Source organism: Lactobacillus kimbladii, assembly GCF_014323605.1.
Taxonomy (GTDB): domain Bacteria; phylum Bacillota; class Bacilli; order Lactobacillales; family Lactobacillaceae; genus Lactobacillus; species Lactobacillus kimbladii_B.
Genome location: NZ_SCMB01000004.1, coordinates 82,766 through 108,437 on the forward strand (window position 1 = coordinate 82,766; position 25,672 = coordinate 108,437).

Consider the following 25,672-nt stretch of genomic DNA (forward strand, 5'->3'; position numbering starts at 1 on the left):
TCAATATCATTGGTATAATTAAGGCAAATGTATAGGAGCTGAGAAAATATTATGGCACGACGTAAAAATTATAAAAGAAGACGTACAATTTTAAGTAATACTTTTCACTTAATTAGAGAAAATGGCATGGACAGTGTTTCATTTCAAATGATCGCAGAAAAATCTGGAATTTCCAAATCTTTATTGCAATCATATTATCCACATAAAGCAAGTTTAATTGCTGATGTAGTTCGGAATATTCTCAATACATTAGATAAGCAAGTGCAAAAGTTTAGTGTTAGCAAGGAAGTCGAAGTATGGGCTCGCGCTAAAGCTTTTATTTATACAATTGAAATGCTTGGAGTTTATGATGAAGGTCTTAAACGTATTATTACTGAGGTATTTAAGAGTAACGAATCGTTAGATTTTTGGAGTAAAACTATCAACGACTGGTTGAAAGAAAAGCAGTTGTTTAATCACTTTGACTTTGATCCAAAAGAAGTTCGCATGGGGATTGCCTTTTCCGTAACTGGTGTAGGGCGTCTTTATTATGATAATAAACAATATGGAGTTTCTCCTGAAGAGATAGCTGATTATGGTACCAAAGCATTTATGTACAGTTTTTTACATTCCTCAAAACCAACTATTGAAAAGGCGCTTAAAGAGGGTCATGAGATTATTGAATCTACTGACATTAAGACCATTCATCATGCAATAGATACGATGTTTGATGAAGACAAGGAGATTGTCTGTTAGGAAGGAAAAATATGGCAAATGGCGTGCGAGATGGTTTGCACAGAATAAGTCAAGAACAGAACAACCAATACAAACAGGTTCTGTCCTTTATCATTTTTCTAATTGTATCGCTAACCATGATTACCGCGACTTTCCTTAATCCCTTTTTTATGAAGGGACAAATTAGAAACAGTAGTAATGAGGTTGTAGTAGTTAGACAAGTAAACAAACATTTTGATGCACTAGCAGAAACAATTGGAGCTAATAAAAATGGGAATGCCAATCTGCTGACTACTAAGCAAACTCAACCAATTGCTGATCATATTATTGACTATACTCTTGGGAGTCCTTGGTTCAAGTTTAGTAATATGAAATTGGCCAAGCAAATTTTACATGACATTGATTTAAACATTGATCAAGGTGCATCTAGTGATGCCCAGTTAGTACAAGAAAAATTAAAGGAGCAGGAAAATAATGCTCCATTTGATGTAATCGATACTTTTAATCTGAACACAATTACTCTTGGAAGCAATATTGCTTTTGTCTTATTAATTGTTAATGTAATTATACTGATAATGGCTATTATTAGTTTACGTTCATTAATAAGTGATATGAAGTTATTTTTCAATTCCAAAATGCTGACTCACGAAGTTACCGCATGTGGTATGTGGGCAGGTTTTTGGTTAATATTAATTGCGGGCATATTGGCTATTATTCCAGTAATTTTTAATGTTGAAGGGTTAGCTGTATTAGGTTTTGTGTTAGAAATAAGCAGCAGTATCTTTCTGGACTTTGTTATTGTAGGAGTTGTTCTTTATATTTTAAGTGCAATTCCGTGGGAAATTAGTTCTCCAAACAATTAGGCTCTCTGTTTTAAAATAATTAATCGTTTTTTAAAGGAAACATATATGAAAATTTATTTTGCAAATGCTCTGTTTTCGCAAGCAGAAATTAATTACAACGCGCAATTAGCGGCCAAAATACGTCAAATAGATAATTCAATTGATTTATATTTGCCCCAGGAAAACGCGTCAATTAATGATAAACAGGCTTACGCTGATTCTAAAATGATTGCTCAAGCTGATACTGAAAAGCTGCTTAATAGCGATTTGATGATTGCCGTTCTTGACGGCCTCAGCATTGACAATGGTGTAGCGAGTGAAATAGGCGTAGCTTATGCAAAAGAAATTCCGATAATTGGTTTATACACAGATACTCGTCAGCAGGGAGCTACTAACCAAAAGAAGCTACAAGCTTTGACCCAAATTGCTGAAAACCAATTCCATTATGTTAACTTGTATACTACTGGGCTGATCAAACTTAATGGCACCATAGTTAATAATGAAAAAGATTTATTAGCTGCCGTAGCCAACTATATTTAAAATTAACTCAGTTCACATAATAAAACATACGAAACCTCGAAGGAAAATAATTCTTCGAGGTTTTTATTATTCTGTTGACTTGTTTTGAAGTTGAAACAGCTTAAAGGTGTAACTAGTTAAACCCGTGATTTTTACTTCATATTCGTGACCGAGAACTAGTGGAATTGAGCCTGGATAATAGGTAATAATAGTTTCAAAATTGCCATAGCCTGTATGACTATAATTACGTACATTTTCTGCTTGATAAGTTCTGCCAGTATCTTTATCAGTAATGGTAATTTTTGGTGTGCCTGCATAAATTTTATTAGAGAAATAAATTGACCAGGCAATATTTTGACCTTGTAAAAGCTCAATGGGAAAGACGCCCCTATTGGGATAAGTTACGGTTTCTCGACTGGGAGTACGAAAGACATCAGCAGGGTTAAAAACTTTTTGCACAGAATAACGATAACCATTTTTGCCGTAAGCAGCACCTGCGCCTGTCGTAGTTAAGCGCGTTGATAGCAGCCATGCACGGTGACCGGTGTCAGCACCGGTCAAGTTGTACCGATCAGTAATTAAGTCAGTGATAACTTCACCTGCAGTCTGGTCACTGGTATTAAAATTAAGATTGGCCTTGCTGGAAATGTTGCGGGCTAATTGCCAAGTAGTTTTATTAATTATTTTCGGCCTTTTTTCGTAAGGCAAATTATGCTGATTGACCATCGGATTAGCATCGAGAGCGGCTAAAACGGCAGCAGTTTTTTGCGCGGCAATATTATCTTGAAAATTTTCTTTAACAGGAGTCAAATTAAATAACTTTCTATAATAGTTTGTATATGCCAATTGACTGTTAAGATAGTCCGGCACAAGTGTGCCCGCCTTAAATTTAGTTTTAAACCGTGGCTTGTTTAAATAAAGGTTATTAAGATTATAAATAGTGTTATCAAGTTGTGCATATTCCTGCTGCAAACGACTCACTTCCTTCATTTCACTTGGAGTAAGTTCTGCAGCGAAAACTTGCGTATTGCTAAAAGGAAAAATGAAAAGCAAACAGAAGAGGGCAGTGTAAAATTTTTTTATCATTTAAGATGCTCTCCTTTCTTTAGCCTAAATTATAAGGCAAAATAAAACTGAGTAGAATTTAATTTTTAAAATAATAATTATATTTAATAAATTGATTGAGTTTTTGGAAAAATTTAGTGAGGAAATGACAGTCTTGGCTAATGAGGAAAAGATGCAGGCAGCACAAAACGTCAAAATTGCTTTATTAAGCAAGTTAGACGACTGGGATGGGGTAACTGGACCAGTAGATCAGGACTTGCGCCAAGTGGTAGTGCAGAAAACCAGCATTATTGACGGCTATACTTATGTTTTGCAACACGTAGCAGGAGACAACTTTGTTTATCGCGGTCAAAATGGTAATAATGTCTCTTTTAATAAGCAAATTCCTGTTTTGCATTTAACCGGCACTGCTGCAGGTCATACTCAAACACTGGAGTATGCTGGAAGACCAGGACAGTGGTTCGTAGGCACAAAGCCAAACGACTTAAATCCCACCTGGTCTACTTGGTCTAAACAAATTGCGCGCATAAAAATTCCGCATTATTTTAGGATTGCAGCTAATACCAAAATGCAACCACGATTATCAAATTTAAATTATGCGGGAGCTGATTTAGGCGTAGGCTGTGCAGGCAATCAATTTGCCCGGGTAGAAGCTGCAGTTTCACCAGATTTGCGTTATTTTCTGCTCGCTTATGGTGATAACGACTATACTGGTTATTTTGCACTCTATTATTTAGCTGAAATTAATAAGGCGCTTGATGAAGCTGCAACTGCAAGCAAATACGTTGATATCAGAACAATAAACAGTTTAGCCGCCTTTAAAATACCACAATTTTCTGGACGAGTCGGCTTAATTGGTTCGCTGCAAGGTTTTGCCATTGATAATAACCGCACAATCTATGTTTCCAGTCATTTTGCGGACAACAAGCTAGGTCAAAATAGAAAAATTGTTAAAATCCCTTGGGGAGCAGTTGATCCCGCTTTTTGGGAGTTGGTAAATTTAGCCAATGAAAGTAAACTGGAAATTCCGGGCTATTATACTGAGCTTGAGGGCATTCAACTAGTTGCAGCTAATGACCTTTATTTAACCGTAGCCTATCATCAGTCCTTTGATCCCACCGCTTTAGGCAAACATCCAACCAAAATCAATCAACTTTATAAAATTACCTGGGAAACGAGTAACAATTTTTAATATAGTATAAATTTTTGCTTACTGATTTTGCTTTATACAAGACTTTTTGCTTATAATAAAAAATATTCCTAAAAAATTGTCTAATTTACAGTTCTTCGGGTTTTTCTTGCCGTATAATTAAAAGTTAGAAACAATGACTAAGAGGTAAAAATAATGACTAAGAAAACACAAGTTGGTTTAATTTTTGGTGGTAATTCATCCGAATATGAAGTCTCAATTATGTCCGGCCACAACATTTATAATGCGATCGATCAAAATAAGTTTGACGTCCATCCAATTTGGATTACCAATGATGGTTATTTAGCCAGTGAAGAGGACTCCTTTAAAGTCTTAAAGGATCCAAAATATACTATTGAGAATCCGCATGAAGTGGCCAACATTTCAAATTTAATTCAACTAAAGAATTTACCGGAAATTGATGTTTTCTTTCCGATTGTGCACGGCAATTTAGGTGAAGACGGCTGTTTGCAAGGACTGTTCAGAATTTTAAACAAGCCTTTTGTTGGTGACGACGTGCTGGCTTCTGCCGTGACCATGGATAAGGAATTTACTAAAATTTTGGCACAAACTGTTGGTGTGCCCGTGGCTGATTGGATAGCAATTAAGCGTTTTGAATATGAAGATGCCAATAATGCCAAACGTGATTATGACAAAGTGAGTGCTAAACTGGGCAGTGACCTTTTTGTTAAACCGTCTAATCAAGGCTCTTCAGTTGGGGTTCATCATGTTACTAATAAAGAAGAATTTGCTGAAGCTCTGGCTGACGCTTTTAGATATGATGATAAGGTCTTAATTGAAGAAACCATTCATGGTACAGAAGTTGAAACTGCAGTTTTAGGCAATGACAAACCGATCGTTTCCGGTGTAGGACAAATTATTAATGCGGCGGGTACTTTTTACAGTTATGAAAATAAATACGACGATGATTCCACCACTACTTTGCAAATCCCTGCCAAATTACCTCAAGAAATTGTAGATAAGGTAAGAGCAAACGCCTTAAAAGTTTATCAAGTCACAGAATGTAGTGGCTTAGCCCGGGTTGATTCCACTTTGCGTGAAAGTGATCAGCAGGTGATCCTGACGGAAGTTAATGCCTTGCCTGGGTTTACCAATATTAGTATGTATCCTAAACTTTTTGAAGAAGCAGGAATTTCTTATTCTGAACTAATTACTCGTTTAATTGTCAAGGCGCAGGAGCGTTTTGACCATAAGAAAAATTTGTTACACAAAATTGGTTAATTTGGTTGTGCTGGGGAGTATATCTAATGAACGAAGATAAGCATAATTTTGAAGAATTAACCGCGCCTTCTGCGACGGCTAAAAAATTACACATTAGTGTTGCCACTTTACGTAAATATTCTTTGATTGTAGAAAAGGTTACCGGTAAATCGGATTACTATGCACGGACTAAGCAAAATGCACGTTTATATAGCAAGCAGGATGTGCAAGACCTCCAAGACTTTCACCAATTAGCGCAAGATAATGGCTTGACTTTGCAAGAGGCTGCTCAACAAGTTTTTGCTGTTACTGATAAAAAAGACAGATCGCAGCATAAGGATGCCGGTAAAAAGCAGGAGGTAATGTCTACTTCTCAGATGGTGAAATTGCTGAATGCTTTGCAACAAACCATTGGTCAGCAGAATACAGCACTGAGTAACTTGCAAAAGCAATTGGATCAGATTGAAAAGCAGAATAAAGAGCTGCTCAAAGAGCAAAAGCAATTACAGCAGCCTGCAGCTAAAAAAACTAATGCTGAAGAAGATTTTAGCATTTTACCGGATATTTCAGGAATTGTTACCGATAACGGTGATGACATAACTGATGTGCAGGAAATGCCAGAGACGAAGCCTCTAACCGCAGCCGAAAAACGGGCTCAGGTAGCGCAGGATGAGGGAAAATCAAGTGAGCAGATGCATGAAGAGATTTTGGCTAAAGCTAAGGAAAATGCTGAAAAAAGTGCAAATGCCAATGCCCACCGCACGTTAGCAGATATGCAGATCGAACCGGAAAAAACTCACTGGTGGCAGCGGTTTTTATAATATTTAAATTTTACAAATTTAGCTTAAAATTAATGTCTGATAACTGTTTTTAAGTTACAGTAGGTAAGTATAAATCGATTGGAATGATTTGATTGAAAAAAATTAAAAAACGCTACTTATTTGCGGTATTAATAGCAGTTGTGGGGTTAATTTTAACTACCTGCACCTATTTTGCAACAGATATTTATTCTAAAAATGATGTGGCTGTAATTACCGATACTAAGATTAAGGATACTTTGGAAGAAAAAAGTACGGATGTCTATGGTAATAAAGACGAAACTAGAAAACAGGTCCTTCATTTAAAAGTCCTGTCTGGTAAGTTTAAAGGTCAAACCTACGAAACCACTAACATGTATTATCCTTCGCAGTTAGTCACACAAAAGTTTCGTGCAGGTCAGCGCCTGTTTGTCAGTGTTAAACACGGTGAACCGGTTATTCAGGATCCTAAACGAGACTGGGTTTTGGTTTTGGCAATGACAGTAATGTCCACGATGATGGTGGCAGTCTCAGGTAAAAAGTCGTTTGGTTTAATTGCATCAATGATACTCAGCTGGGTAATTTTCTACCTTGTGATTATGCTTGATATTAAACTAAATGGCTCTTATATCGTTCTACTCTTTGGTTTAGCTGATATTGTTTTTTCATTCTTTAGTTTATTGGTTGTCCAAGGTTTTAACCGCAAGATGCTGGCAACGTGGCTGGCAACAATTTTAGGCACTTTTGTTTCTTTTGCATTGTGCTACTTAATTATGCGTTTGACAGGAGAATCGGAAATTAAATACGAAACGGGAGATTATGCGACGCAGGATCCTCGTGGCATCTTTTTAGCACAAACATTACTGGGAATTTTAGGAGCCGTGATGGACGAAGCCACCGACATTATTTCCAGTCTTTATGAATTGATCCAGACTAAGGTCGATTTAACTGCCAAGCAGTTAATTCAAAGCGGACGCACAATGGGACAAGAAATAATGGGACCATTGATTAACGTTTTGGTATTAATCTTTATGTCAGAAGAATTGCCAATGACGATTATCTATTTGCGGGATAACAACAGCTTGCGATCCACTTTTGGCTTCACCCTTTCCCTCGGTGTCACACAAAGTATCATTTCCGCAATTGGGATTGTTTTGACGGTGGTCTTTGCCACGGGTTGCAGCCTGCTGTTTTTAGAAGAAAAAAAGCGGAAAGCGGGGATTAAAAAATGAGTACCTTAACTGCCTTACTAATTGTGCTTGCAATCTTGATGACTGTTGTTGGCGGTGAAACAGGGATTCGCAGTTTCTTTAGTGTTTTAATCAATACTTTCTTATTAATTTTAGTTGCTATTCTGATTTCATGGGGGATTAATATTCCACTTCTGATTTTAATTTTTGTCCCGTTAAAGCTGGTAACCATTATTTTCTTAGGAACGCATGATTATCAAGTTGCTAAAAACTCTTTTTATTCTTCACTGATTGTGTGCCTGGCAACTAGTGTAATAATTATGGGTTTTGAATGGTTGGCGCAAGCTGCTGGTCTTGGACCTGAAGCAGGTGAAATTTTGGTAGGATTGTCCCAGATGCCGGGGTTAAGCTATCCTTTAATTGCAGTTGCGGTAGCTATATTTTCAACGCTGGGTGCTGTAGCCGAATCCGCTGTTGCTATGAGTTCAGGACTTTTAGAAATTAAAAAGCATAATCCAGATATATCATATGACGATCTCAAAGCAAGTGGAGCTAAAATCGGCAACGATGTTCTGGGGACAGCTATGAATACTATTTTATTTGGGATGTTCGGCAGCTTTCTTTCGTTATTCTTATGGTACATTCGTTTGAATTATACGTTAGGTGAGGTATTAAACGAAAAAATGTTTGTCAATGAGGCTTTGATTATAATGTACTCTCTAATTGGTGTATTATTAACAGTACCATTAGCAACAACATTTTTAGCAAAAAATATGGTAAAAGTGGGGGAAGAAAATGAAAGTAAATGATTTAGCGTTAACTAATTTTAACCAGCGCAAGTTCAATCTGCACACATACACCTTGGGTTCAATTGGTGAATTGGTAACTCCAAAACACCCTTTGGCGATAGTAGTTCCAGGTGGCAGTTTTGACCATTTGTCTAAAAGAGAGGGAGAGCCGGTTGCCTTGGCTTTCAATAATTGCGGCTTTAACAGCGTGGTCATGGAATACAACCTCGTGCAAGACGAAGGTGACATTTATCCGGATGCCGGGCTTGATGTCTTAAGCACGGTTAAATACTTTCGTGAGCATGCGCAAGACTATCAGATTGATCCAGATAAAATAGTCACAATCGGCTTTTCTGCTGGTGGCCACGTTGCCAGTTTTGCCAACAGTATGGCTAACTCTGCAAAATATCAAAAAGAGTTTGGTTTTAAGAGTGCAGAAGTTCTGCCTAATAAGACTATTTTGGGTTATCCCTTAATTAATCTGACTAAAATTGGCTTTGACATTCCAGAAGATGAACAAGATAAAGTACCCCAAGATGAATTTATTAAGGATAGTTCATTAGGTGTAACTGCAAATACTCCGGCAACTTTTATCTTCCATGCTTGGGATGATCCAGTTGTACTTGTAATCAATACGTTTGAATATGTGGAAGCCTTGCATGACAAGAAGGTTCCCTGTGAAGCCCATATATTCAATCGTGGTGGTCACGGCTTTTCTCTAGCTCGTAAAGATATGGTGGTTAAGGGTAGAGAATGGCAAGAGAATCCACATGCTGCCCACTGGTTCGAACTGGCACAGGAATGGCTGGCAAGTGAATGGCAATAAAAGGGGTACAGATGCTGTACTCCTTTTTGTTCGGGTTTTAGAAGATTTGATTATAAAATTATAATAATATTCATATTGGAAACAAAAAATTTAAATTATTTTAAGCAAAGGCCTTGCATTTATTTTTAAAGGGTATATAATGCTGGTATTTAAATCGAAAGAAAGGACATGATTTTTTGAAGTTAACGAAAATGAAAATTTTAACGGCAGTTAATGGCTTACTAACTCTAAGCAGTCTAATCATGTTATTCTTTGGATTATGCAATCAAGTTAATGAGTCAAAGAATCTGCTAGATGAGGAACAGACAATTACGCTGAACAATAATAATATGATTATTTTGGCAGCTGTAGTTGCTTTGATGGTCTTCGGCTATGCATTCTTTGCGACTTGGTTAAAAGGTGAACCTGCAAAGGCTCATTTATTAAAACACAGAGCGTAAGATGATTAGAAAAGCTGGGCTGTATTTCAATGGTTGAAGTGCAGCTCAGCTTTTTTGTGTCTAAAATAATTCAGTTTTTCTAATCTGGTATTTTAAATATTCAGTTGCTTGTTTAACCGAAGATATTTATGATAAACATAAGTATTTGCACAAGTAAGAACAAAGAAAAGGAAAATAATTAATGTGTAAGATAGAAGATGAAGTTTATGATCCGTTTTTACCTACTTTACTAACTTCTTTGCATAAGGAGTATGTCAAAGAAATTTTAACGGGACAAAAAATAATTGAATATCGCAAGAGATTTTTTAAAGATAGTTTTCAAGCCTTTGTTTATACTACAGGCAATAATGGCGGAATTCAGTTATTTATCAAGTGCGCCCCTTTGATTCGTAACAATGCGACGACATTAGCTCAAATAGGTCGGGAAATTCAAAATGATGATTATGACGAAATTTATGACTATTTTATGCCTAAAGATGATGGTTGTATTATTCCAATTTTAAAATCTTGTGCTGTTAAAAAGATTTCACTTAACCAGTTGCGCACTGTTTTGCCTCAGATTGTTATTCCGCAAAGCTACCTGTTTTTAGACCGGCCTGATAAAAAAGACTTGCTCAACTTTTTATTAAAGCAGGAATATGATGATTTAATTGTTAACGAGTGGGATGAGCGCTTTGCAAAAATTAAAAAAAATAGTGGCAAGTAACAAATAATTGCTGGAAATTTTTATTATTGGGTTACAGTGTGGCAAATAAAATGAAAAATAAAGAGATTTCACTAAATACAAAAAGAGAATTTGCGCGGGCATTAAAGAAGTTGCTCAAAAAAGAGCCTTTAAATAAAATTACTGTTTGTGAATTACTTACTTTAACTAATAAAAGTAGACCTACTTTTTATTATCACTTTAGGGATGTACCTGATTTAATCAAGTGGACTGTCCAGGATGAGATAATTAATTTATTAGAGCAGTCAAAAGGTTATGAAAAATGGTACGACGATTTATATCAAATTTTTCAATATTTTGCTGTTAATCCAACCTTGGGACGAGCCATTTATGAAAATTTAGATATTAAACAATTTAATGCAATTTTTAGGGAACCACAAAATCGTATACTTCTTGGCTATATTGATGAAGTAATAAGCAAAGAAAAATTAAATGTAAGTCAGAAAGACCGTGACTTTATAGCCCATTTCTTTACTGGTGGCTTTACAGAAATAATTATTGACTGGCTTAATAATGGACAAAAAGAGACTCCAGAGGAAATGAGAGATATGTTTCACAGAACACAAAAAGATGTAATAGTTCATTGTTTAAAGATGGCTAATCAAAGTCATAAAAGCTAATTTGCCTAATAGATATGCACAATTGTTAAATATCTAACAAACTTTAAATATTATATATTTTTATTTATACAGTAAGCGCTTAATATTAATAATGTAAGTTAGTTCAGTATTGAACAATTAAATAGAAAGGCTTGCATTATGAAAGAATTTAAAGAAAAAGTTGCATTAATTACTGGTGCAGCGCATGGATTTGGACGAGCACTGTCATTAGAAGCAGCAAAAAGAGGGATGAAACTTGCTATTGCTGATATAGATGATGAAGCGTTGAGCAAGACAAAAACTGATATCAAAGATTTAGGAGCGGATGTTATTAGTATACCTACTGATGTAACCGATGAAGATGAAGTTGATGCCATGGTCAAAAAGACAGTAGCTGAATATCATGAAATTGATTTATTAATTAATTCAGCCGGGATTGCGGTACCTGGTGGTATTTGTGAACTTCCTACTCGTGATTGGGAATGGATTTTGCATGCTGACTTAATGAGTCAGGTTTGGGCATTAAAACGCGTAATACCAATTATGCGTAAACAAAAAGATCATTGTGACATTATTAATGTAGCTTCAATTGCTGGACTAGTTGCCAGTCCTTCCATGCCATCATACTTTGCTTCTAAGTTTGCGTCTGTGGGACTGACTGAGGCAGTGGAATATGATATGCAGGTTGCAAAAGCTAACATTAGCATGCACGTCTTTTGTCCTGCCTTTGTCCAGACAGACTTATATCATACTGAAAATCACAGACCAGCTAAATACACTGATAAAAATGATCCTTACTATTCAAGTGAAGCATTTAAGGAAGGTCAAGAACGTGCTAAACAAGATATTGTGACGGGCATGCCAATAGATAAAATACCTGGAATTGTGTTCAAGGCATTAGAAGAAAATAAATTCTACATTTTGACTCACACAGGACTTAATCCAATTATTGTCTCTCGTGCAGAAAATATTCCCAGCGGTAAGGGACCAGAGTTAAAGACCTTGGCACCGTTCTTGTCAAAGACTCATAATGAAGAAAATTAAATTTCTTTTGTTTTAACATCTAAATTCATATAAAAAATAGCCTAACTAATTGTTAGGCTATTTTTTATAATGGGATATTTGTATTAAAGAGATATTTATTAATACCAGTGGTGGGCTAACCAAAAGTTCTTGGCGTTAACCCATGAACCATAACGACCGTAAACGTATGTGTCAGCCGTTCTTTCTTGGTTCTTTTTAGAGTAATTACCGTTTAGGTAAGCAATATTTAGTTGGTATTTACCATAACAAACACCATTGCGTGCGTAATAATTACCACCTGATTCACGCATAGCAATCCATCTTTTAGCTGCACGTTCAGCTTTTGACTTTTTACGAGCGGCTTGTACTGTTTGTGTACACGAGTTATTATTGTTTGTTTCATTATTTATAGCAGTGACAAAACTAAATGAAAGCGCCAGTGCTGTAATTAACTTAAGTATTAAACTTTTACTGTTCTTCAATATATTTCAATCCCCACAATTAACTGTATTAATTCTATGGATAATAATACACAGTCAATGTGTCATTGTTGTTACAGAAAGAACACGCAACTCTTACAATATTTTTTAAAAATTTAATAATTTTGCCACTATTGAAAAATAAAGCATCCTAATTATAGTAGTAGGTTGCTTTATTTAAGTTTTATTTTTTTACAACATTGGTAACGCGAATGTATAGGTTCTTGATAATACGGTAGTATTTTTTACCTTTAATGTGGTAAATCTTGCGGTTAATTTGAATGATAATACCTTTGGTGAGTTTTTTATCGGATACACGTTTACCATTGTGGTCATAACAATAAGAGGACTTAAGTAATCTTACTTTACGAGTTTTTACTTTGTGTTTTACAGGATTAGTTATAGTTTTCGATTTTCTCTTATTTTTAGATGATTTATTGGTATTTGTATTTGAATTAGAATTACTATATTTATTGTAACCGGCTAAATGACCAGTTTTTTTGAATTGTGCAATAGCTTTAGTAATATCTTGTGTTAACTTATCTACACTTTCTTGAGTAACTCCCATTGCTGTAGCCGCAAGATAGCGGTTAGTTAATGTAGTACGAATTTTATAATCCTTTTTTGTATTATTTTTTTTAACTGTTGTATCCAAATTGTTATATGCAGCATGTAATTTGTCGGTATTAGCATAAGGTACATCAGGCTTGCTGCTATCTACAGGGTGAAAATCACCAGAGGCCAGATCAGTCATATCAGATGAGCTTTCAACAATATCAATACCAAAGCTGTCTAAATCTGGGTCAGGAAATGTTTGCCAATCTTCATAATTGACGTAAGTTTCTGCAATTTCACCACCACCAAATTGTGTAATACCTACTGGGGAAGGAGTGATGCTTAATGATAATAAAAAGGCTCGCCCAGGATAGGAAAGTTTAGTAGGTTTCTTCAGAGTACCCATGTACCTTGCAACTTGTGTACCAGCAGGATAAACTATGCCAGCTGGTCCCTTGAGAGCATATTTTAACGTTCCATATTGAATCCAATTATTATAGCCTTTGTGGTTAGTTGTAGCATTAATAGTGTGAACAGTGTTATTAATGATAGCAGTTGCACTAACTGTAGTTATAGTCACACCACAAAGAGCAATTGCTAATTTGGGGAATAATTTATTCTTCTTCATTTTTTTCACTCCTTATAATAAAAAATTAATTGTTTCACAGGCAGAAAGGCACCTAACCGAACTGAGAGTAAACTGCTGTCTTCTTTTATCAGTATACTACATGAAACTACCGTAATGGTATTGCTATTCTCCGAGAAACAAATCCTAGGCGCAATTATGTTTTAATGTTATTTCCATATATGTCTGTTAAAATTGATAGTAACTATTATTTTAGGAGGTAAATATGGCTGCTAAACATTTTTATGAAACTTTTCACCCTGAACACTATGACTTGTTCATAGATATTAATCGGGCACAGAAAACTATTAACGGTACTTCAACAATTACAGGTGAGGCACTCGAAAATACTATTTTAATTAATCAGAAGTATATGAAAATTACTTCTGTTACCAGTGCGGGCAAGGATGTACCGTTCACTGTCAATGAGGACAAAGAAGCAATTGCTATTGAACTGGGTCAAACCGGTAAAGTCACAGTTGAGATTAAGTATTCGGCACCGCTGACTGATTCTATGATGGGAATTTATCCGTCATACTATCAAGTTGATGGTGTTCAAAAACAGATTATCGGTACTCAATTTGAAACAACAGCTGCGCGTCAGGCTTTTCCATGTGTTGATGAGCCGGAAGCCAAAGCTACTTTTTCTTTAGCACTTAAGTATGATGAGCATGAAGGTGAAACTACGATTGCCAACATGCCGGAAGTTAAAGTTGAAGATGGCGTGCACTACTTCGAACAAACGGTTAGAATGTCCAGCTACTTGATTGCCTTTGCTTTTGGTGAATTACAATCAAAGATCACCGAAACCAAAGACGGCGTTAAAGTGGGAGTTTTTGCGACTAAAGCACATCAAGCCAAGGAATTAGACTTTGCTTTGGATATCGCAAAACGGGCAATTGAATTTTACGAAGAATTTTATCAAACCAAGTACCCGCTGCCACATTCTTGGCAATTGGCGCTGCCTGACTTTTCTGCCGGAGCAATGGAAAACTGGGGCTTAGTCACATACCGTGAAGTCGCAATTTTGCTTGACCCTGATAATGCTACTCCTTATCAAAAAGCGTATGTGGCAACGGTTATCGCTCATGAATTGGCGCACCAATGGTTTGGCGACTTAGTTACCATGAAGTGGTGGGATGACTTGTGGCTCAATGAAAGTTTCGCTAACATGATGGAATATGTTTCAGTTGATGCTTTGGAGCCGAGCTGGCATGTTTGGGATAATCTTTACCAAATTTCTGAGGTGCCAGCAGCTTTAAAACGTGATGCCACTGATGGTGTCCAATCCGTTCACGTTAATGTGGAGCATCCAGCTGATATTGATTCGATTTTTGATAGTGCGATTGTTTACGCTAAAGGTTCAAGAATGCTAGTTATGGTACGGGCACTCTTGGGAGATGATGCTTTGCGTAAGGGACTTAAGTATTACTTTGAACAGCACCAATATGGCAACGCTACGGGTGATGACTTGTGGAATGCTCTTTCGACTGCCACTGATTTAGATATTGGTAAAATCATGCATACTTGGCTTGATCAACCCGGTTACCCTGTTGTTTCCGCTAAAGTAAACTCAGCTGGTCACTTAATTTTGAGTCAAAAGCAGTTCTTCGTTGGTGAAGGCAAAGAAGTTGGACGCAAGTGGGCTATTCCTTTGAACGCAAACTTTGAGGCACCGCAGATTATGTCTGAACGAGAACTGGATCTGGGAGATTACAAAAAATTACGCAGTGCAGCTGGTCACGCTTTGCGTGTAAACGTAGGCAATAGTTCACACTTCATTGTTAATTATGATGAAACCTTGATGAACGATATTATGGCTGAATTTGATCAGCTTAAACCGGTAGATCAATTACAACTATTGCAAGATTTAGGACTTTTAGCAGAAGGCAAGCAAATCTCATACGCTGAAATTGTACCATTGCTGCCGAAATTTGCGGATTCTAAATCATACATTGTCATTAGTGCCTTGTTATCTAGTATCCGTTCATTATTTAAATTTGTTACACCTGATTCAGCTCAAGAAAAAGATTTGAAGGCGTTTGTTAATAAATTAACCCAAGAGCAAGTTAAACGTTTAGGCTGGCAAGCAGAAGATTCTGATACAGATGATGATAAGAGGATTCGACCACTAGAAATAGCCTTAGCTTTGTATGCCGAAAATCCTGCTGTGATAAAAGATGGTCACCAAATTTTTGTTGAGCACGATCAAAACTTAAACGAAATTGATGCTTCAGTTCGGCCGTATGTTTTAATGAATGAAGTTAAAAACTATAATAAACCGGGTCTAGTTGATCGTTTGCTGAAAGAATATCAAGCTGCCATCGATCCTAACTATAAGGACGATCTTACTGATGGTATTACCAACACCAAGAATCCATCTGAAATCAAGAAACTTATTGAGAATTTTGAGAATGCTGCAGTTGTTAAGCCTCAAGATTTGCGTTCTTGGTTTGCGAATGTCTTAGCCAATCCAAAAGGCGAACAATTTGCTTGGGACTGGTTACGGGACCAATGGTCATGGCTGGAAAAAACAGTCGGTGGTGATATGGAATTTACCACTTATATTACTGTGGCTTCAAACATTTTCCATACTGAAAAGAGATTGGAAGAATTCAAAGAATTCTTTGAGCCAAAGGTTGATCAGCCGGGTCTTGGCCGTGAGATCAGAATGGATACCAAGAATATCGAATCCAAGGTTGACGTGATTAATGCTGAAAAGGATGCTGTCAATCAGGCTGTTAAGGAAGCTTTATAAGTAAAAATTATTTAATATTTAAAATTGCAAAACCTGTTAACTAAAGCGAGTGTGAACTTGATATTAAGTTAACAGGTTTTTGCATAACAAAAAAAGACAAGTTTTTTAAATTCTTGTCCTTTAATTTCTTATTAAATTACTTAATCATATACAATTACCGGTTCATGCTTGCTTACATTATGCCAAACTTGTTTTATTTCTCTAGGCTTAATATTAACGCAGCCGTGAGAACCCCCACGTAGATATGCTTTTTTACTCCAATCGCCGCGCCAGCTCGCATCATGGAAACCGCAGCCACTTAAAGTAAACGGCATCCAGTATCTGACTGGTGAGGCATATTTAGAGCCGTCGTTATTGCGTCCGCGCAATACAGCATGACCTTGCTTATAGTGAATATACCAAACACCTTGAGGGGTACTGTTACCCTTAACGCCATCTCTCGTACCAGTGACAATGTCATTCAAATGTACGACTAATTTGCCATTTTTTACAATCCACATTTCCTGCTTTTTAAGTGAAACAACAATATAGTTATTTCCTATGCCATGATTGTTTTTACCATAGCCTAAACCATAAGTACTATAACCCAGGCCATAGATGTAATCTTTACCATCAAGATTTTTAGTCCCGTTTAAAAATGCTTGTTCGACAGCGGCTTGAGCCCTTTTGACATGAACACCCCAGCCATAGCTTTGGTTTTTGACGGTAATTTTGCTTCCTGCAACTTTGTTGCACTTTGGCACAGTGAACTTGTAGCTTTGGTGAATAGTTGAAACTTCCTGATCAATTTTATTGAGTTTTGCTGTTAAATTTTCTGAATTAAGAAACGAATATTTGCCTTTTTTGTAAATTGCCTGATTAATGAGACTTTGAGCTTTAAGCTGATAGTCTTTGCCGGCTACATGGTAATTGACTACAGCGTGACTCACAGCCTGCAGTTTTTTATTGGCAGCATCTAAATCAGTATTGCGGTATTCATAATTTTGCTTATCTGGCATCGTTGTATGCTGCTTATTAAAGTAATTCGCAACTTCCTTTTTCTTAATCGTATCAATGTTAGGATCGCGTTCAATTGCAACTTTACCATTTTCTAGGGAAACGATATTGTTGGCTTTCCGATTAATCTTGGCCGTTGCTTTATTAATTGTTAAGTTTCCAACTTCAACTCCATAAATATTAACATTAGGGTTAAAATGATTAATAGCGAATGCTTTAGCCTGCTTTTGCGATTCAACGTGATTATTATATAGAACCACGCCAAATATAACTGCTAAAATCAGAACTATTCCGATAATAATCAGAAACATATTATTGCGGTTATTGTATTTTTTTAAATTTCTTTTTGATTGCATAGTTCTACCACCGTTGGAATTTTTTAAAAAATAATTGCGGTTACAGTTTACCATCTATTGCGGCTCTAGTAAAATGCAAGATTTAAGAAAATTTTTTAGGAGGGATTGCCCAATGGAAAATGACCCATTAGTGTTTGATGTTAACATAGCTAAAGAAAAGCCTAATTCTTACCGTAAAGTGAAAAACAATTCTGGTTGTCCCTTTTGTAATGTGGCGGAACTGACTAATATTATAAAAAGGCAGGGAGGGATGATTTGGCTTGATAACAAATATCCCACATTGCTGGATACTGTTCAGACAGTTTTGATTGAATCTAATAAACATGCGGGAGATATCACTACCTATTCACCTGAATATAATCGGGCTTTGATGCGCTTTTCACTGTCATGTTTTAAGCAAATGAATGATTCACCTGAGTTCGGATCAGTATTGTGGTACAAGAATTTTGGCAAAAATTCTGGAGGTTCACTTGAGCACCCACACATGCAAATCGTTGGCTTGAAAAAGATGAACGGCTATAAGTATCTGCAGCCCAATAATTTTGAAGGCATTAGTATTTTTAACAACAACGGGCTGGAGGTTAACGTTGGCACCCATCCGATTCAAGGCTATATCGAATTAGATTTTAATCTGCTTGACGAAAAAAGTATTGATGACTGGTCTGACTGGATTCAAAGTGGTGCTAAATACATGCTGGAAGTTTTGTCCAATGGTCGCTGTGACTCCTACAATTTGTTCTTTTATCCTCGTTTTGATCAGGGGATTTGTGCGAAATTGATTTTACGCTACACAGCTTCGCCATATTTTGTCGGCTATAAGCTTTCACAGGTAGATAATCGGGAAAAATTACTTACGGAAGCTGAAAAATTCAAGCGCTTTTTTGAGTCTGGATCAGTTTTAGAGAAAGGATTTAAAATATAGCTTTTATTGAAGTAATTATTGCTAAAACTAATACTTAGCAGAGATAATATTTGCGACAAATAATTCTAAGCAATATAATAGCAAGGTGTTTTTTTAAGGAGGACGCAAATGCGCAGAAAAGAAACTAAGAACCTGGCTATTACTGCCATATTTGTCGCAATCTTTTTATTGCAAACTTTCATTCCTAATATCGGTTATATTCGCATATTGCCAACTTTGCCGGCTATAACTACTATTCCTTTGACTGTTTCCATTTATTCTTTGCTTATGGGACCAATTGCCGGCACATTTTTTGGTATTTTCTGGGGTATTGCGCGTATGGTGCAGGCATATACGCAACCTGGGGATATTGTCAGCTTAATGCTCTTTCAAAACTTTGCGATTGCCGTAATTCCTAGTGTTTTGGCGGGTCTTTTTCCAGGACTGATTGGAAAATTAACTGCTAAAAAGAAAAATAGCATTAAAGAAGTAAGCTACACGGTTGCGGGAGCAGTGACTTCTTTAACTAACACTGTTTTTGTAATTCTATTAACCAGTCTGGTTTTCATGGGCAACTCTGCCAAACTGCTAGGCCATTTGGGCAGCTTCGCTCAGGGGACGCCTTTAATTACAGCGTTAATAATTGCCCTGGGTCTGAATGGTCTGGTTGAGGCAGTATTCACTGCAATTGTGACGCCAATTATTGTGACGCCGCTCAACAAGGTATTACGCAGAGTAGGCTAAGAAAATAGAAGTGTTTTTAAGAAAAACTTAATATTCTTAATTGACCGCTAAAAACAAGGAAAAAGTATTCAGATAAGTCTTTCAAAATCGGAAAGGCTTATTTTTTTATTGACAAAAGTTAATAATAGAATTAGTGTATTAGATAAATAGTACAGAAGTATTGCGAAGAGGATCTTACAAATGACTGAAATTTTAAGAGTAGACCAAGTTACTAAGACATACGGCAAGCATGGCGAAAAGCAGTATCAGGCTCTCAAAGGCATTAATTTCGCGGTTAATTCAGGTGAATTTGTAGCCATTATGGGCGCCTCTGGTTCCGGTAAAACAACTTTGCTTAACATTTTGTCAACTTTGGACAAACCGACAACAGGCAATGTTTTTATTAACCATGAGGATAACAGCACTTTAAATGCCAATCAATTAGCTGACTTTAGAAGTAAGCAAATCGGCTTTATTTTTCAAGACTTTAATTTGCTGGAAAATTTAACTAATCGTGAAAATATTGCCTTGCCTTTAAGTTTAAGGGGTATTTCTCCCAGAAAAATTGATCCGCTGGTTGACAAAATTGCAACTAGACTAGGCATCAAAGAAATCTTGCCCAAGTATCCCGCTGAAGTATCAGGTGGGCAAAAGCAGAGAGTGGCAGCTGCCAGGGCGTTAGTACATGAACCTGCAATTTTGCTTGCCGATGAGCCGACGGGTGCCTTAGATTCAAAGAGCGCCCGCGAATTGCTCTATACTATGGCTGATTTGAATCAAAACGATGGTATTACCACTCTGATGGTTACGCACGATCCGTTTGCTGCCAGCTTTGCCAGTCGCATTTTATTTATTAAAGACGGCAAGATTGGTGAGCAAATGTTGAAAAACGGTCAGTCCAGACAAGAATTTTACCATCTATTAATTGACCACTTAGATACTGACGAATAAGGAGAACTAAAATGGTTTGGAAGTTGTCCTTAACGGGAATCAAAAGTCGTTTTAAAGATTATGCGGTTTTATTTTCCGGCTTGGTTGTTGCCAGCATGATCTTTTACATGTTCCTTACGATCACAATTAACCCCACTTTTATCAAAAATGATATTTCAGCACCAAGTAACTATGTTCGGTTCACCTTTGCCTTTGGTATTATCTTGCTGATAATCATTACCATGGTTTACCTTGTTTATGCCAATTCTTTTTTGTTGAGCATGCGCAAACACGATTACGGCATGTACATGATGCTGGGAGCTAAGAGTACCAAAATTGGGTTATTAATTTTTTTGGAAACTCTAATAACTGGCATTTTAGCTACACTAGTGGGTATTGTGCTCGGGTTTGGTCTGACTGCAATAGTGTCACAGCTGTTGATATCTCGCTTAGGGTTGACGGTGAAACATTTTGCTGTTGTTTTACCAAACGCTATCATTTGGACGATTATCTTCTTCATTATCATGTTCTTATTCGGAGCTTTGAAAAATGTCCGTAAATTAACCAAGACGCCAGTAATTGAACTATTACGCGATGACCAAAAGCCAGTTGCTTACAAACACCGGCCGGTCTTGCACTGGATTCAAGGAATACTGGGTCTGTTACTTTTAGCTGCAGGCTACTTTATTTTGGGTCTTCCAGGCGGTGCTATTTTATTTATTATTCCAGCGGCGCTGGTGACAATAGTCGCTGGTTCCTATTTCACATTTAACGCTTTTTTCAGCGCCTTAATCGGATTTTTGCTTAACCGCAGAAGCTTTTCTTATCATGGCATTCGGGTATTTACTTTAGGTCAGTTGAAATTTCGATTGCATGATTATACGCGAATTTTGACAGTTGCTTCACTGCTTTTTGCCTTGGCACTTGGAGCTATTACTGTAGGGCTTAACTTCAGCACGCTCAGTGAGCAACTTGAAGACAATTTTTATTATGACACTACTATTATCAGTGACTCTCCCAAAGTTGAAAAGGCTAAAAGCAAACTGACGATTACTCGTGAGCAAACCTATCATTATAAAGAGCAGGGTAAATATTTGTATTTTAACCGCAGTGAATTTAACAATAACCCGGTCAAAAACGTCAAGTTTTACATGAAAAATGGTAAACCGGCATACAAGAAGGTCAATTTGCCCACTGAGAAATTAGACGTCCCAGCAACATACGCTAATAATGCCTTTGGTGCTATGGTTCCTGATGGTATTGCTAAAATCATTCGCCTGGTTTCACCAAAAAAATGGACCGAGAAAAAAGGACAAGACAAGTTTGTCAGCTTTGTAAAAGTGAAAAACTTTGATCAGGATTTCCCCACCATCTTAAAATTGCAGAAACAACAACTGAAGGAAAATTCTGCTTATTCGTATATTTATACTTCCAGCAAGGCTGGCAGTTACCAGTTAATTAAGAATTTCAGCAGCGGTTTTGAATTTATGGGCTTCTTTTTAGGCTTCGCTTTCCTGACCATGCTGGCTTCAACCTTAATGTTCAAGGTCTTAAGTGGCGCAGCTAGTGACAAGGTGCGTTACCAAATGTTATTTGAAATTGGCACAAGGGCAAAAGTTTTGCGTCAATCTATTAAAAATGAAATTGGCGTGCTGTTTCTTCTGCCCGGCGTATTAGGCGTAATTGATGTGCTCTTTGGGTTGAGGCTGTTTAAGTTGCTCTTGCCACACCCATACCAGAACTTATGGATTCCTTTTACAATTTTTATCGTGCTATACCTGATTTATTACTTATTAACCGTAAAACTATATGAAAAAATCGTCCTGGAACGTGAGTAAAATTGGGAGCAGTAAATAGATTCTTGTTTTTAATTAAAGAAAGGAGCAGTAATGATTTGGAAACTGTCTGTGACGGGGATTAAGAATAGACTAAAAGATTATCTGGTATTATTTTCTGGTTTAATTGTTGCCAGCATGATTTTCTACATGTTCTTGTCAATTGCTACTAACCCTGTATTTATTAGTAAAGATGTCTACGGTAGAACGGCATACCTGACTTATATTTTTACCTTTGGCATTATTTTGTTAGTAATCATTACATCGGTTTATCTTGTTTATGCCAATTCGTTTTTGTTAAGTATGCGTAAGCATGACTATGGCATGTATATGATGCTTGGAGCCAAAAGCACGCGGATTGGTTTACTAATTTTTTCTGAAACTCTGCTAACCGGCTTTTTAGCAGTTCTGCTGGGAATACTACTGGGGCTAGGGTTGACCACAATAGTTACCAAGGTGCTGATAGGTAAACTAGGGCTGGAAATTACTCACTTTAAGGCAATATTACCCAGCGCAATAATAGGGACTTTGCTTTTCTTTGTTATTATTTTTCTCTTGGGTGCACTGAGCAATGTGCACAAACTTACACATACTCCAGTAATTGATCTTTTACACGAAGATCAAACTCCAATTAATCTTAATCATCATCCACTTTTGCGGGGAATTGAAGCAATTTGCGGTGTGCTTTTGCTAGCAGTCGGTTACTATGTAATGACTCTGTCCACCAGATATATTTACTTTCTTATTCCCACCGCCTTAGTAACAATTATTGCTGGCTCTTTCTTCGTCTTTAATGGCGTCTTTACAGCTATAATTAATTATTTACTTAATAAAAAATCTTTTTCATATCGTGGTATTAATGAATTTACTCTTGGTCAGTTGAAATTTCGTTTGCAAAGCTACACCAAGATATTAACTATGATTTCAATTCTGTTTGCCTTGGCTTTAGGTGCAATTACCGTGGGACTTAATTTTGGCTCCATGAAGGATGAGACGCAAAAAAGCTTTTATTATGATGCTACAATTGTTAGTCAGACGCCAGCAGTTAAAAAAGCAGAAGCTAAGTTAACCATTACCAATAAGCAGACTTATCACTACAAAGAAAAGGGGATGCACCTCTACTTTAACCGCGCGGAATTTAAAAAACAGCCGCTGAAAGAAATAGAAATCTATTTTCATAACAATCAAGACAATTTACCTACATATAAAGTGAAAACACTGGTTACTGCCGAACTGGATAAACCGGAAACAGCTGCCAACAGCATTTTTAGCCAAATGGTGCCTAACGGCATTCCTAAAAAAATTAAGCTAGTTTCACAGCAAAGATGGAATACACTTAATGGTCAGAAAAAATTCGTCAGTTATATTAATGTCAAAGACTTTGTCCATGATTTTCCAGTGATTAAACAAATTCAAAAAGAGCAACTGAAGGAAAATCGCAATTACCAGGATATTTACCTTTCTTCAAAATCATATAACTATAGCAATATGATTGGTTTTACCAGTGCGTTTGAATTTATGGGCTTTTTCTTAGGAATAGCATTTCTGACTATGCTCGCTTCAACGTTAATGTTTAAAGTTTTAAGTGGTGCCGCCAGTGACAAGGTACGCTACCAGATGCTACATGAAATTGGAGCCAGGCCACAATTATTGCGCAGTTCAATCAGAAAAGAAATTGGTACTTTGTTCACCATGCCTGCTATTTTAGGCATAGTAGATGTCCTTTGTGGCTTACAACTGTTTAAAACATTGCTGATATCTCCATACCATAATATCTGGATTCCATTTACAATTTTTATTGTGCTTTATCTGGGTTATTACTTGTTAACAGTTACATTATATGAAAAAATTGTACTCACAAATAAATAATTATAAAAAGACCGGATTTTGAAATAAATTTTCAAAATCAAAATAGTAACTCTTTAATTGGTGGGAATTCACGCAACATCTCATGAAAAAATAAGCAGAAGTCGCTTAGACTAATGCTTATTTTTTTCGTCTAGTCGTGTCCTTTTGGATACGATTTTTTTAATTGTTCAAATTGTGCAAAATTACCCGGTAAAAAAGACTTTAATTTCACAAAATCTTAATTGGGGGAAGCTTTTATCCCTAGTATGCGAAAAATTGGTATAGGTTCCATTATTTAATGTTGGATTAATCTGGATTTTTTTAGGTAAAAACATCAATAAATTTTTATGCAATTTTAGCTTGTTTTGTTTTGTTGACTTTTATCATTACAGTTAAAGTAACAGTGAAGACGATTGCACTAAATCCCAAGATACCGTACAGGGCATAATTAACATTGATTGTGCCAGCTATGGTGGGAAATTTTCTGTAGTTTTTATTCTTTAAAAAGATGGTCACATTTTTAATTCTCTTCATAACTTAACGATATATTTTGGCTATAATGAAAAAGAGGGAATGTCATATTTGACAGCATAAAACTAGGAGGAATAAAAATGACAATTGGGGAGTTGCTAAAAGATTATCGGATAAGTCAAAAAAAGACGCAGAAACAATGGGCAAAAGATGTGATAAGCCCTTCATTTTATGCGAAAGTAGAGAAAAATTTAAGTCGGATATCAGCAGAAGATTTAATTGAATTACCTCATTCTAATCAAATTCCAGTGATTAACTTTTTCAGTAAATTAAATCAAATAGATAAATCTTTTCATCAACAAGAATTAGAAATAAATCGACTAATTAATGAAGCTTACTACCAAAATTCGAAAGAAGAGTTGCAACAGATACGAGACTTAATCGCTGAAAGTGACTTGCCTAATAAAAATGATGAATTACTCCTTATTGATGCCTATATTGCGGTAATTAGTAAAGACCTTACAATGCTAGATAAAGAAGTTATAGACAGAATGAAAGAAAAAGTTTTTAATATTTCTAATTTTGATGAAGATGGATTAATTATATATTGTAATTTCATGAGCTTTTATGATTTGAATAGCAACTTATTGCTATCTAAAAGGATAATAAAACAGCTTGTTGGATCAAGCAGTGTCAGAATACAAGACAAAATTTTGGCTATCATTATCAATATGCTGATTTTTTGCATTAGAAATAAGCGATTTGAAGAAACTGAGGTATTTATTAATTATGCGGATCAAATAAAAACAAAACCGGAGGTTTTCTTTTATAAGCTGCTGATACCGGCATTTTATAATATAGTTAAATATCAAGATAATCATGATAAAAAATATCTGGATGAAACAGAAATAATAATTAAAAGTATCAAATTAGCTGGAATGCCAGATTATGGTAAGGAGTTAGAAGAGCTTTTAGTTGCAAATAAATAAACTTAAAAAAGTCATGTTTGATTTTGAAGTAACCCCCAAATTTAGGACAAATTTGGGAGTATTTTTATGTCTAAATTATCTAAACAAGATAAAATTTAAATCTATCATCTTTAGCATAGCTAATTAGTTTGTTTTTGCTGATTTTTTGGCATTTCTGAAGAATATTATCCACTCATAAATACATGCAATAACCGCTAATAGATAATCATACCAATGAAAAGCTTTTGAAAAGCCTACTAGAGAGAACAAACACGGCAATCAACGCTAAA

At 36.1% G+C, this 25,672-nt stretch carries 25 protein-coding genes; 20 read left to right on the plus strand and 5 right to left on the minus strand.

Annotated elements, in window-relative coordinates; genetic code table 11:
* The first annotated feature begins 51 nt into the window (after positions 1-51).
* From ERK18_RS06845 to ERK18_RS06855, 3 genes are read left to right on the plus strand one after another with little or no spacing between them, the layout of a single operon-like run.
* Entirely contained in the window at positions 52-735 is a 684-nt protein-coding gene (locus ERK18_RS06845) for a TetR/AcrR family transcriptional regulator (RefSeq protein WP_187154832.1), read from the plus strand.
* An 11-nt stretch (positions 736-746) separates the two neighbouring features.
* Complete coding sequence (locus ERK18_RS06850; protein WP_187154833.1) at positions 747-1,577, plus strand: hypothetical protein; 831 nt, start codon at positions 747-749, stop codon at positions 1,575-1,577.
* Between the two features lie 45 nt (positions 1,578-1,622).
* Positions 1,623-2,096 carry a nucleoside 2-deoxyribosyltransferase gene (locus ERK18_RS06855; RefSeq protein WP_187154834.1) on the plus strand — a complete coding sequence of 158 codons (474 nt, stop codon included), beginning with the start codon at positions 1,623-1,625 and terminating at the stop codon, positions 2,094-2,096.
* Between the two features lie 66 nt (positions 2,097-2,162).
* Here the strand turns inward: ERK18_RS06855 and ERK18_RS06860 are convergent, their stop codons facing one another.
* Positions 2,163-3,161 carry a CAP domain-containing protein gene (locus tag ERK18_RS06860; RefSeq protein WP_187154835.1) on the minus strand — a complete coding sequence of 333 codons (999 nt, stop codon included), beginning with the start codon at positions 3,159-3,161 and terminating at the stop codon, positions 2,163-2,165.
* Positions 3,162-3,285: 124 nt separating this feature from the next.
* On the opposite strand from ERK18_RS06860, the gene ERK18_RS06865 reads away from it, so the two are divergent.
* The 10 genes from ERK18_RS06865 (at position 3,286) to ERK18_RS06910 (ending at position 11,958) form a co-directional block, all read left to right on the plus strand.
* On the plus strand, positions 3,286-4,332 hold the full coding sequence (locus ERK18_RS06865; protein WP_261982450.1) for a class III bacteriocin: 1,047 nt from the start codon (positions 3,286-3,288) through the stop codon (positions 4,330-4,332).
* Between the two features lie 153 nt (positions 4,333-4,485).
* Positions 4,486-5,571 carry a D-alanine--D-alanine ligase family protein gene (locus tag ERK18_RS06870; RefSeq protein ID WP_187154836.1) on the plus strand — a complete coding sequence of 362 codons (1,086 nt, stop codon included), beginning with the start codon at positions 4,486-4,488 and terminating at the stop codon, positions 5,569-5,571.
* Positions 5,572-5,597: 26 nt separating this feature from the next.
* On the plus strand, positions 5,598-6,371 hold the full coding sequence (locus ERK18_RS06875; protein ID WP_187154837.1) for a MerR family transcriptional regulator: 774 nt from the start codon (positions 5,598-5,600) through the stop codon (positions 6,369-6,371).
* A gap of 92 nt (positions 6,372-6,463) precedes the next feature.
* Positions 6,464-7,579: a YibE/F family protein gene (locus ERK18_RS06880; RefSeq protein WP_187154838.1), complete on the plus strand. Its 1,116-nt coding sequence runs from the start codon at positions 6,464-6,466 to the stop codon at positions 7,577-7,579.
* Positions 7,576-8,346, plus strand: coding sequence for a YibE/F family protein (locus ERK18_RS06885; protein ID WP_187154839.1), 771 nt, complete (start codon positions 7,576-7,578; stop codon positions 8,344-8,346). The genes ERK18_RS06880 and ERK18_RS06885 overlap by 4 nt, the downstream gene beginning before the upstream one ends.
* On the plus strand, positions 8,333-9,151 hold the full coding sequence (locus ERK18_RS06890; RefSeq protein WP_187154840.1) for an alpha/beta hydrolase: 819 nt from the start codon (positions 8,333-8,335) through the stop codon (positions 9,149-9,151). Before ERK18_RS06885 ends, ERK18_RS06890 begins: the two co-directional genes overlap by 14 nt.
* Before the next feature lie 191 nt (positions 9,152-9,342).
* Complete coding sequence (locus ERK18_RS06895; RefSeq protein ID WP_187154841.1) at positions 9,343-9,591, plus strand: hypothetical protein; 249 nt, start codon at positions 9,343-9,345, stop codon at positions 9,589-9,591.
* Between the two features lie 181 nt (positions 9,592-9,772).
* On the plus strand, positions 9,773-10,297 hold the full coding sequence (locus tag ERK18_RS06900; protein WP_187154842.1) for a hypothetical protein: 525 nt from the start codon (positions 9,773-9,775) through the stop codon (positions 10,295-10,297).
* A gap of 50 nt (positions 10,298-10,347) precedes the next feature.
* Entirely contained in the window at positions 10,348-10,935 is a 588-nt protein-coding gene (locus ERK18_RS06905) for a TetR-like C-terminal domain-containing protein (RefSeq protein WP_187154843.1), read from the plus strand.
* A gap of 138 nt (positions 10,936-11,073) precedes the next feature.
* Positions 11,074-11,958, plus strand: coding sequence for an SDR family NAD(P)-dependent oxidoreductase (locus ERK18_RS06910; RefSeq protein WP_187154844.1), 885 nt, complete (start codon positions 11,074-11,076; stop codon positions 11,956-11,958).
* A gap of 98 nt (positions 11,959-12,056) precedes the next feature.
* Here ERK18_RS06910 and ERK18_RS06915 read toward each other — a convergent pair whose 3' ends face one another.
* Positions 12,057-12,422 carry an aggregation-promoting factor C-terminal-like domain-containing protein gene (locus ERK18_RS06915; protein ID WP_187154958.1) on the minus strand — a complete coding sequence of 122 codons (366 nt, stop codon included), beginning with the start codon at positions 12,420-12,422 and terminating at the stop codon, positions 12,057-12,059.
* A 178-nt stretch (positions 12,423-12,600) separates the two neighbouring features.
* Entirely contained in the window at positions 12,601-13,599 is a 999-nt protein-coding gene (locus ERK18_RS06920) for an SLAP domain-containing protein (RefSeq protein ID WP_187154845.1), read from the minus strand.
* A 223-nt stretch (positions 13,600-13,822) separates the two neighbouring features.
* Between ERK18_RS06920 and ERK18_RS06925 the strand changes: the two genes are divergently transcribed.
* Positions 13,823-16,354, plus strand: coding sequence for a M1 family metallopeptidase (locus ERK18_RS06925; protein WP_187154846.1), 2,532 nt, complete (start codon positions 13,823-13,825; stop codon positions 16,352-16,354).
* Positions 16,355-16,494: 140 nt separating this feature from the next.
* Here the strand turns inward: ERK18_RS06925 and ERK18_RS06930 are convergent, their stop codons facing one another.
* On the minus strand, positions 16,495-17,706 hold the full coding sequence (locus ERK18_RS06930; protein WP_187154847.1) for a L,D-transpeptidase family protein: 1,212 nt from the start codon (positions 17,704-17,706) through the stop codon (positions 16,495-16,497).
* Between the two features lie 112 nt (positions 17,707-17,818).
* Here ERK18_RS06930 and ERK18_RS06935 point away from each other — a divergent pair, with 112 nt between their 5' ends.
* The 5 genes from ERK18_RS06935 (at position 17,819) to ERK18_RS06955 (ending at position 23,964) form a co-directional block, all read left to right on the plus strand.
* Positions 17,819-18,628, plus strand: a complete 810-nt coding sequence (locus ERK18_RS06935; RefSeq protein WP_122051830.1) for a DUF4931 domain-containing protein — start codon at positions 17,819-17,821, stop codon at positions 18,626-18,628.
* 108 nt (positions 18,629-18,736) lie between these two features.
* Positions 18,737-19,351, plus strand: coding sequence for an ECF transporter S component (locus ERK18_RS06940; RefSeq protein ID WP_081945394.1), 615 nt, complete (start codon positions 18,737-18,739; stop codon positions 19,349-19,351).
* A gap of 180 nt (positions 19,352-19,531) precedes the next feature.
* Positions 19,532-20,281, plus strand: coding sequence for an ABC transporter ATP-binding protein (locus ERK18_RS06945; RefSeq protein ID WP_187154848.1), 750 nt, complete (start codon positions 19,532-19,534; stop codon positions 20,279-20,281).
* Positions 20,282-20,292: 11 nt separating this feature from the next.
* Positions 20,293-22,098 (plus strand): FtsX-like permease family protein, encoded by a 1,806-nt coding sequence (locus ERK18_RS06950; protein WP_187154849.1) that lies wholly within the window; start codon positions 20,293-20,295, stop codon positions 22,096-22,098.
* Positions 22,099-22,149: 51 nt separating this feature from the next.
* Positions 22,150-23,964 carry an FtsX-like permease family protein gene (locus ERK18_RS06955; protein WP_187154850.1) on the plus strand — a complete coding sequence of 605 codons (1,815 nt, stop codon included), beginning with the start codon at positions 22,150-22,152 and terminating at the stop codon, positions 23,962-23,964.
* 324 nt (positions 23,965-24,288) lie between these two features.
* Here ERK18_RS06955 and ERK18_RS06960 read toward each other — a convergent pair whose 3' ends face one another.
* Entirely contained in the window at positions 24,289-24,459 is a 171-nt protein-coding gene (locus tag ERK18_RS06960) for a hypothetical protein (protein ID WP_187154851.1), read from the minus strand.
* Positions 24,460-24,554: 95 nt separating this feature from the next.
* Here ERK18_RS06960 and ERK18_RS06965 point away from each other — a divergent pair, with 95 nt between their 5' ends.
* On the plus strand, positions 24,555-25,403 hold the full coding sequence (locus ERK18_RS06965; protein ID WP_187154852.1) for a helix-turn-helix domain-containing protein: 849 nt from the start codon (positions 24,555-24,557) through the stop codon (positions 25,401-25,403).
* Positions 25,404-25,672: the final 269 nt, after the last annotated feature.

Coding starts and splice junctions, on each gene's coding strand:
- ERK18_RS06945 (WP_187154848.1), top strand. CDS start 19,532: ATGACTGAAATTTTAAGAGTAGACCAAGTTACTAAGACATACGGCAAG.
- ERK18_RS06935 (WP_122051830.1), top strand. CDS start 17,819: ATGGAAAATGACCCATTAGTGTTTGATGTTAACATAGCTAAAGAAAAG.
- ERK18_RS06895 (WP_187154841.1), top strand. CDS start 9,343: ATGAAAATTTTAACGGCAGTTAATGGCTTACTAACTCTAAGCAGTCTA.
- ERK18_RS06850 (WP_187154833.1), top strand. CDS start 747: ATGGCAAATGGCGTGCGAGATGGTTTGCACAGAATAAGTCAAGAACAG.
- ERK18_RS06855 (WP_187154834.1), top strand. CDS start 1,623: ATGAAAATTTATTTTGCAAATGCTCTGTTTTCGCAAGCAGAAATTAAT.
- ERK18_RS06860 (WP_187154835.1), bottom strand. CDS start 3,161: ATGATAAAAAAATTTTACACTGCCCTCTTCTGTTTGCTTTTCATTTTT.
- ERK18_RS06940 (WP_081945394.1), top strand. CDS start 18,737: ATGCGCAGAAAAGAAACTAAGAACCTGGCTATTACTGCCATATTTGTC.
- ERK18_RS06965 (WP_187154852.1), top strand. CDS start 24,555: ATGACAATTGGGGAGTTGCTAAAAGATTATCGGATAAGTCAAAAAAAG.
- ERK18_RS06870 (WP_187154836.1), top strand. CDS start 4,486: ATGACTAAGAAAACACAAGTTGGTTTAATTTTTGGTGGTAATTCATCC.
- ERK18_RS06920 (WP_187154845.1), bottom strand. CDS start 13,599: ATGAAGAAGAATAAATTATTCCCCAAATTAGCAATTGCTCTTTGTGGT.
- ERK18_RS06845 (WP_187154832.1), top strand. CDS start 52: ATGGCACGACGTAAAAATTATAAAAGAAGACGTACAATTTTAAGTAAT.
- ERK18_RS06955 (WP_187154850.1), top strand. CDS start 22,150: ATGATTTGGAAACTGTCTGTGACGGGGATTAAGAATAGACTAAAAGAT.
- ERK18_RS06910 (WP_187154844.1), top strand. CDS start 11,074: ATGAAAGAATTTAAAGAAAAAGTTGCATTAATTACTGGTGCAGCGCAT.
- ERK18_RS06905 (WP_187154843.1), top strand. CDS start 10,348: ATGAAAAATAAAGAGATTTCACTAAATACAAAAAGAGAATTTGCGCGG.
- ERK18_RS06950 (WP_187154849.1), top strand. CDS start 20,293: ATGGTTTGGAAGTTGTCCTTAACGGGAATCAAAAGTCGTTTTAAAGAT.
- ERK18_RS06865 (WP_261982450.1), top strand. CDS start 3,286: ATGACAGTCTTGGCTAATGAGGAAAAGATGCAGGCAGCACAAAACGTC.
- ERK18_RS06925 (WP_187154846.1), top strand. CDS start 13,823: ATGGCTGCTAAACATTTTTATGAAACTTTTCACCCTGAACACTATGAC.
- ERK18_RS06885 (WP_187154839.1), top strand. CDS start 7,576: ATGAGTACCTTAACTGCCTTACTAATTGTGCTTGCAATCTTGATGACT.
- ERK18_RS06930 (WP_187154847.1), bottom strand. CDS start 17,706: ATGCAATCAAAAAGAAATTTAAAAAAATACAATAACCGCAATAATATG.
- ERK18_RS06875 (WP_187154837.1), top strand. CDS start 5,598: ATGAACGAAGATAAGCATAATTTTGAAGAATTAACCGCGCCTTCTGCG.
- ERK18_RS06900 (WP_187154842.1), top strand. CDS start 9,773: ATGTGTAAGATAGAAGATGAAGTTTATGATCCGTTTTTACCTACTTTA.
- ERK18_RS06890 (WP_187154840.1), top strand. CDS start 8,333: ATGAAAGTAAATGATTTAGCGTTAACTAATTTTAACCAGCGCAAGTTC.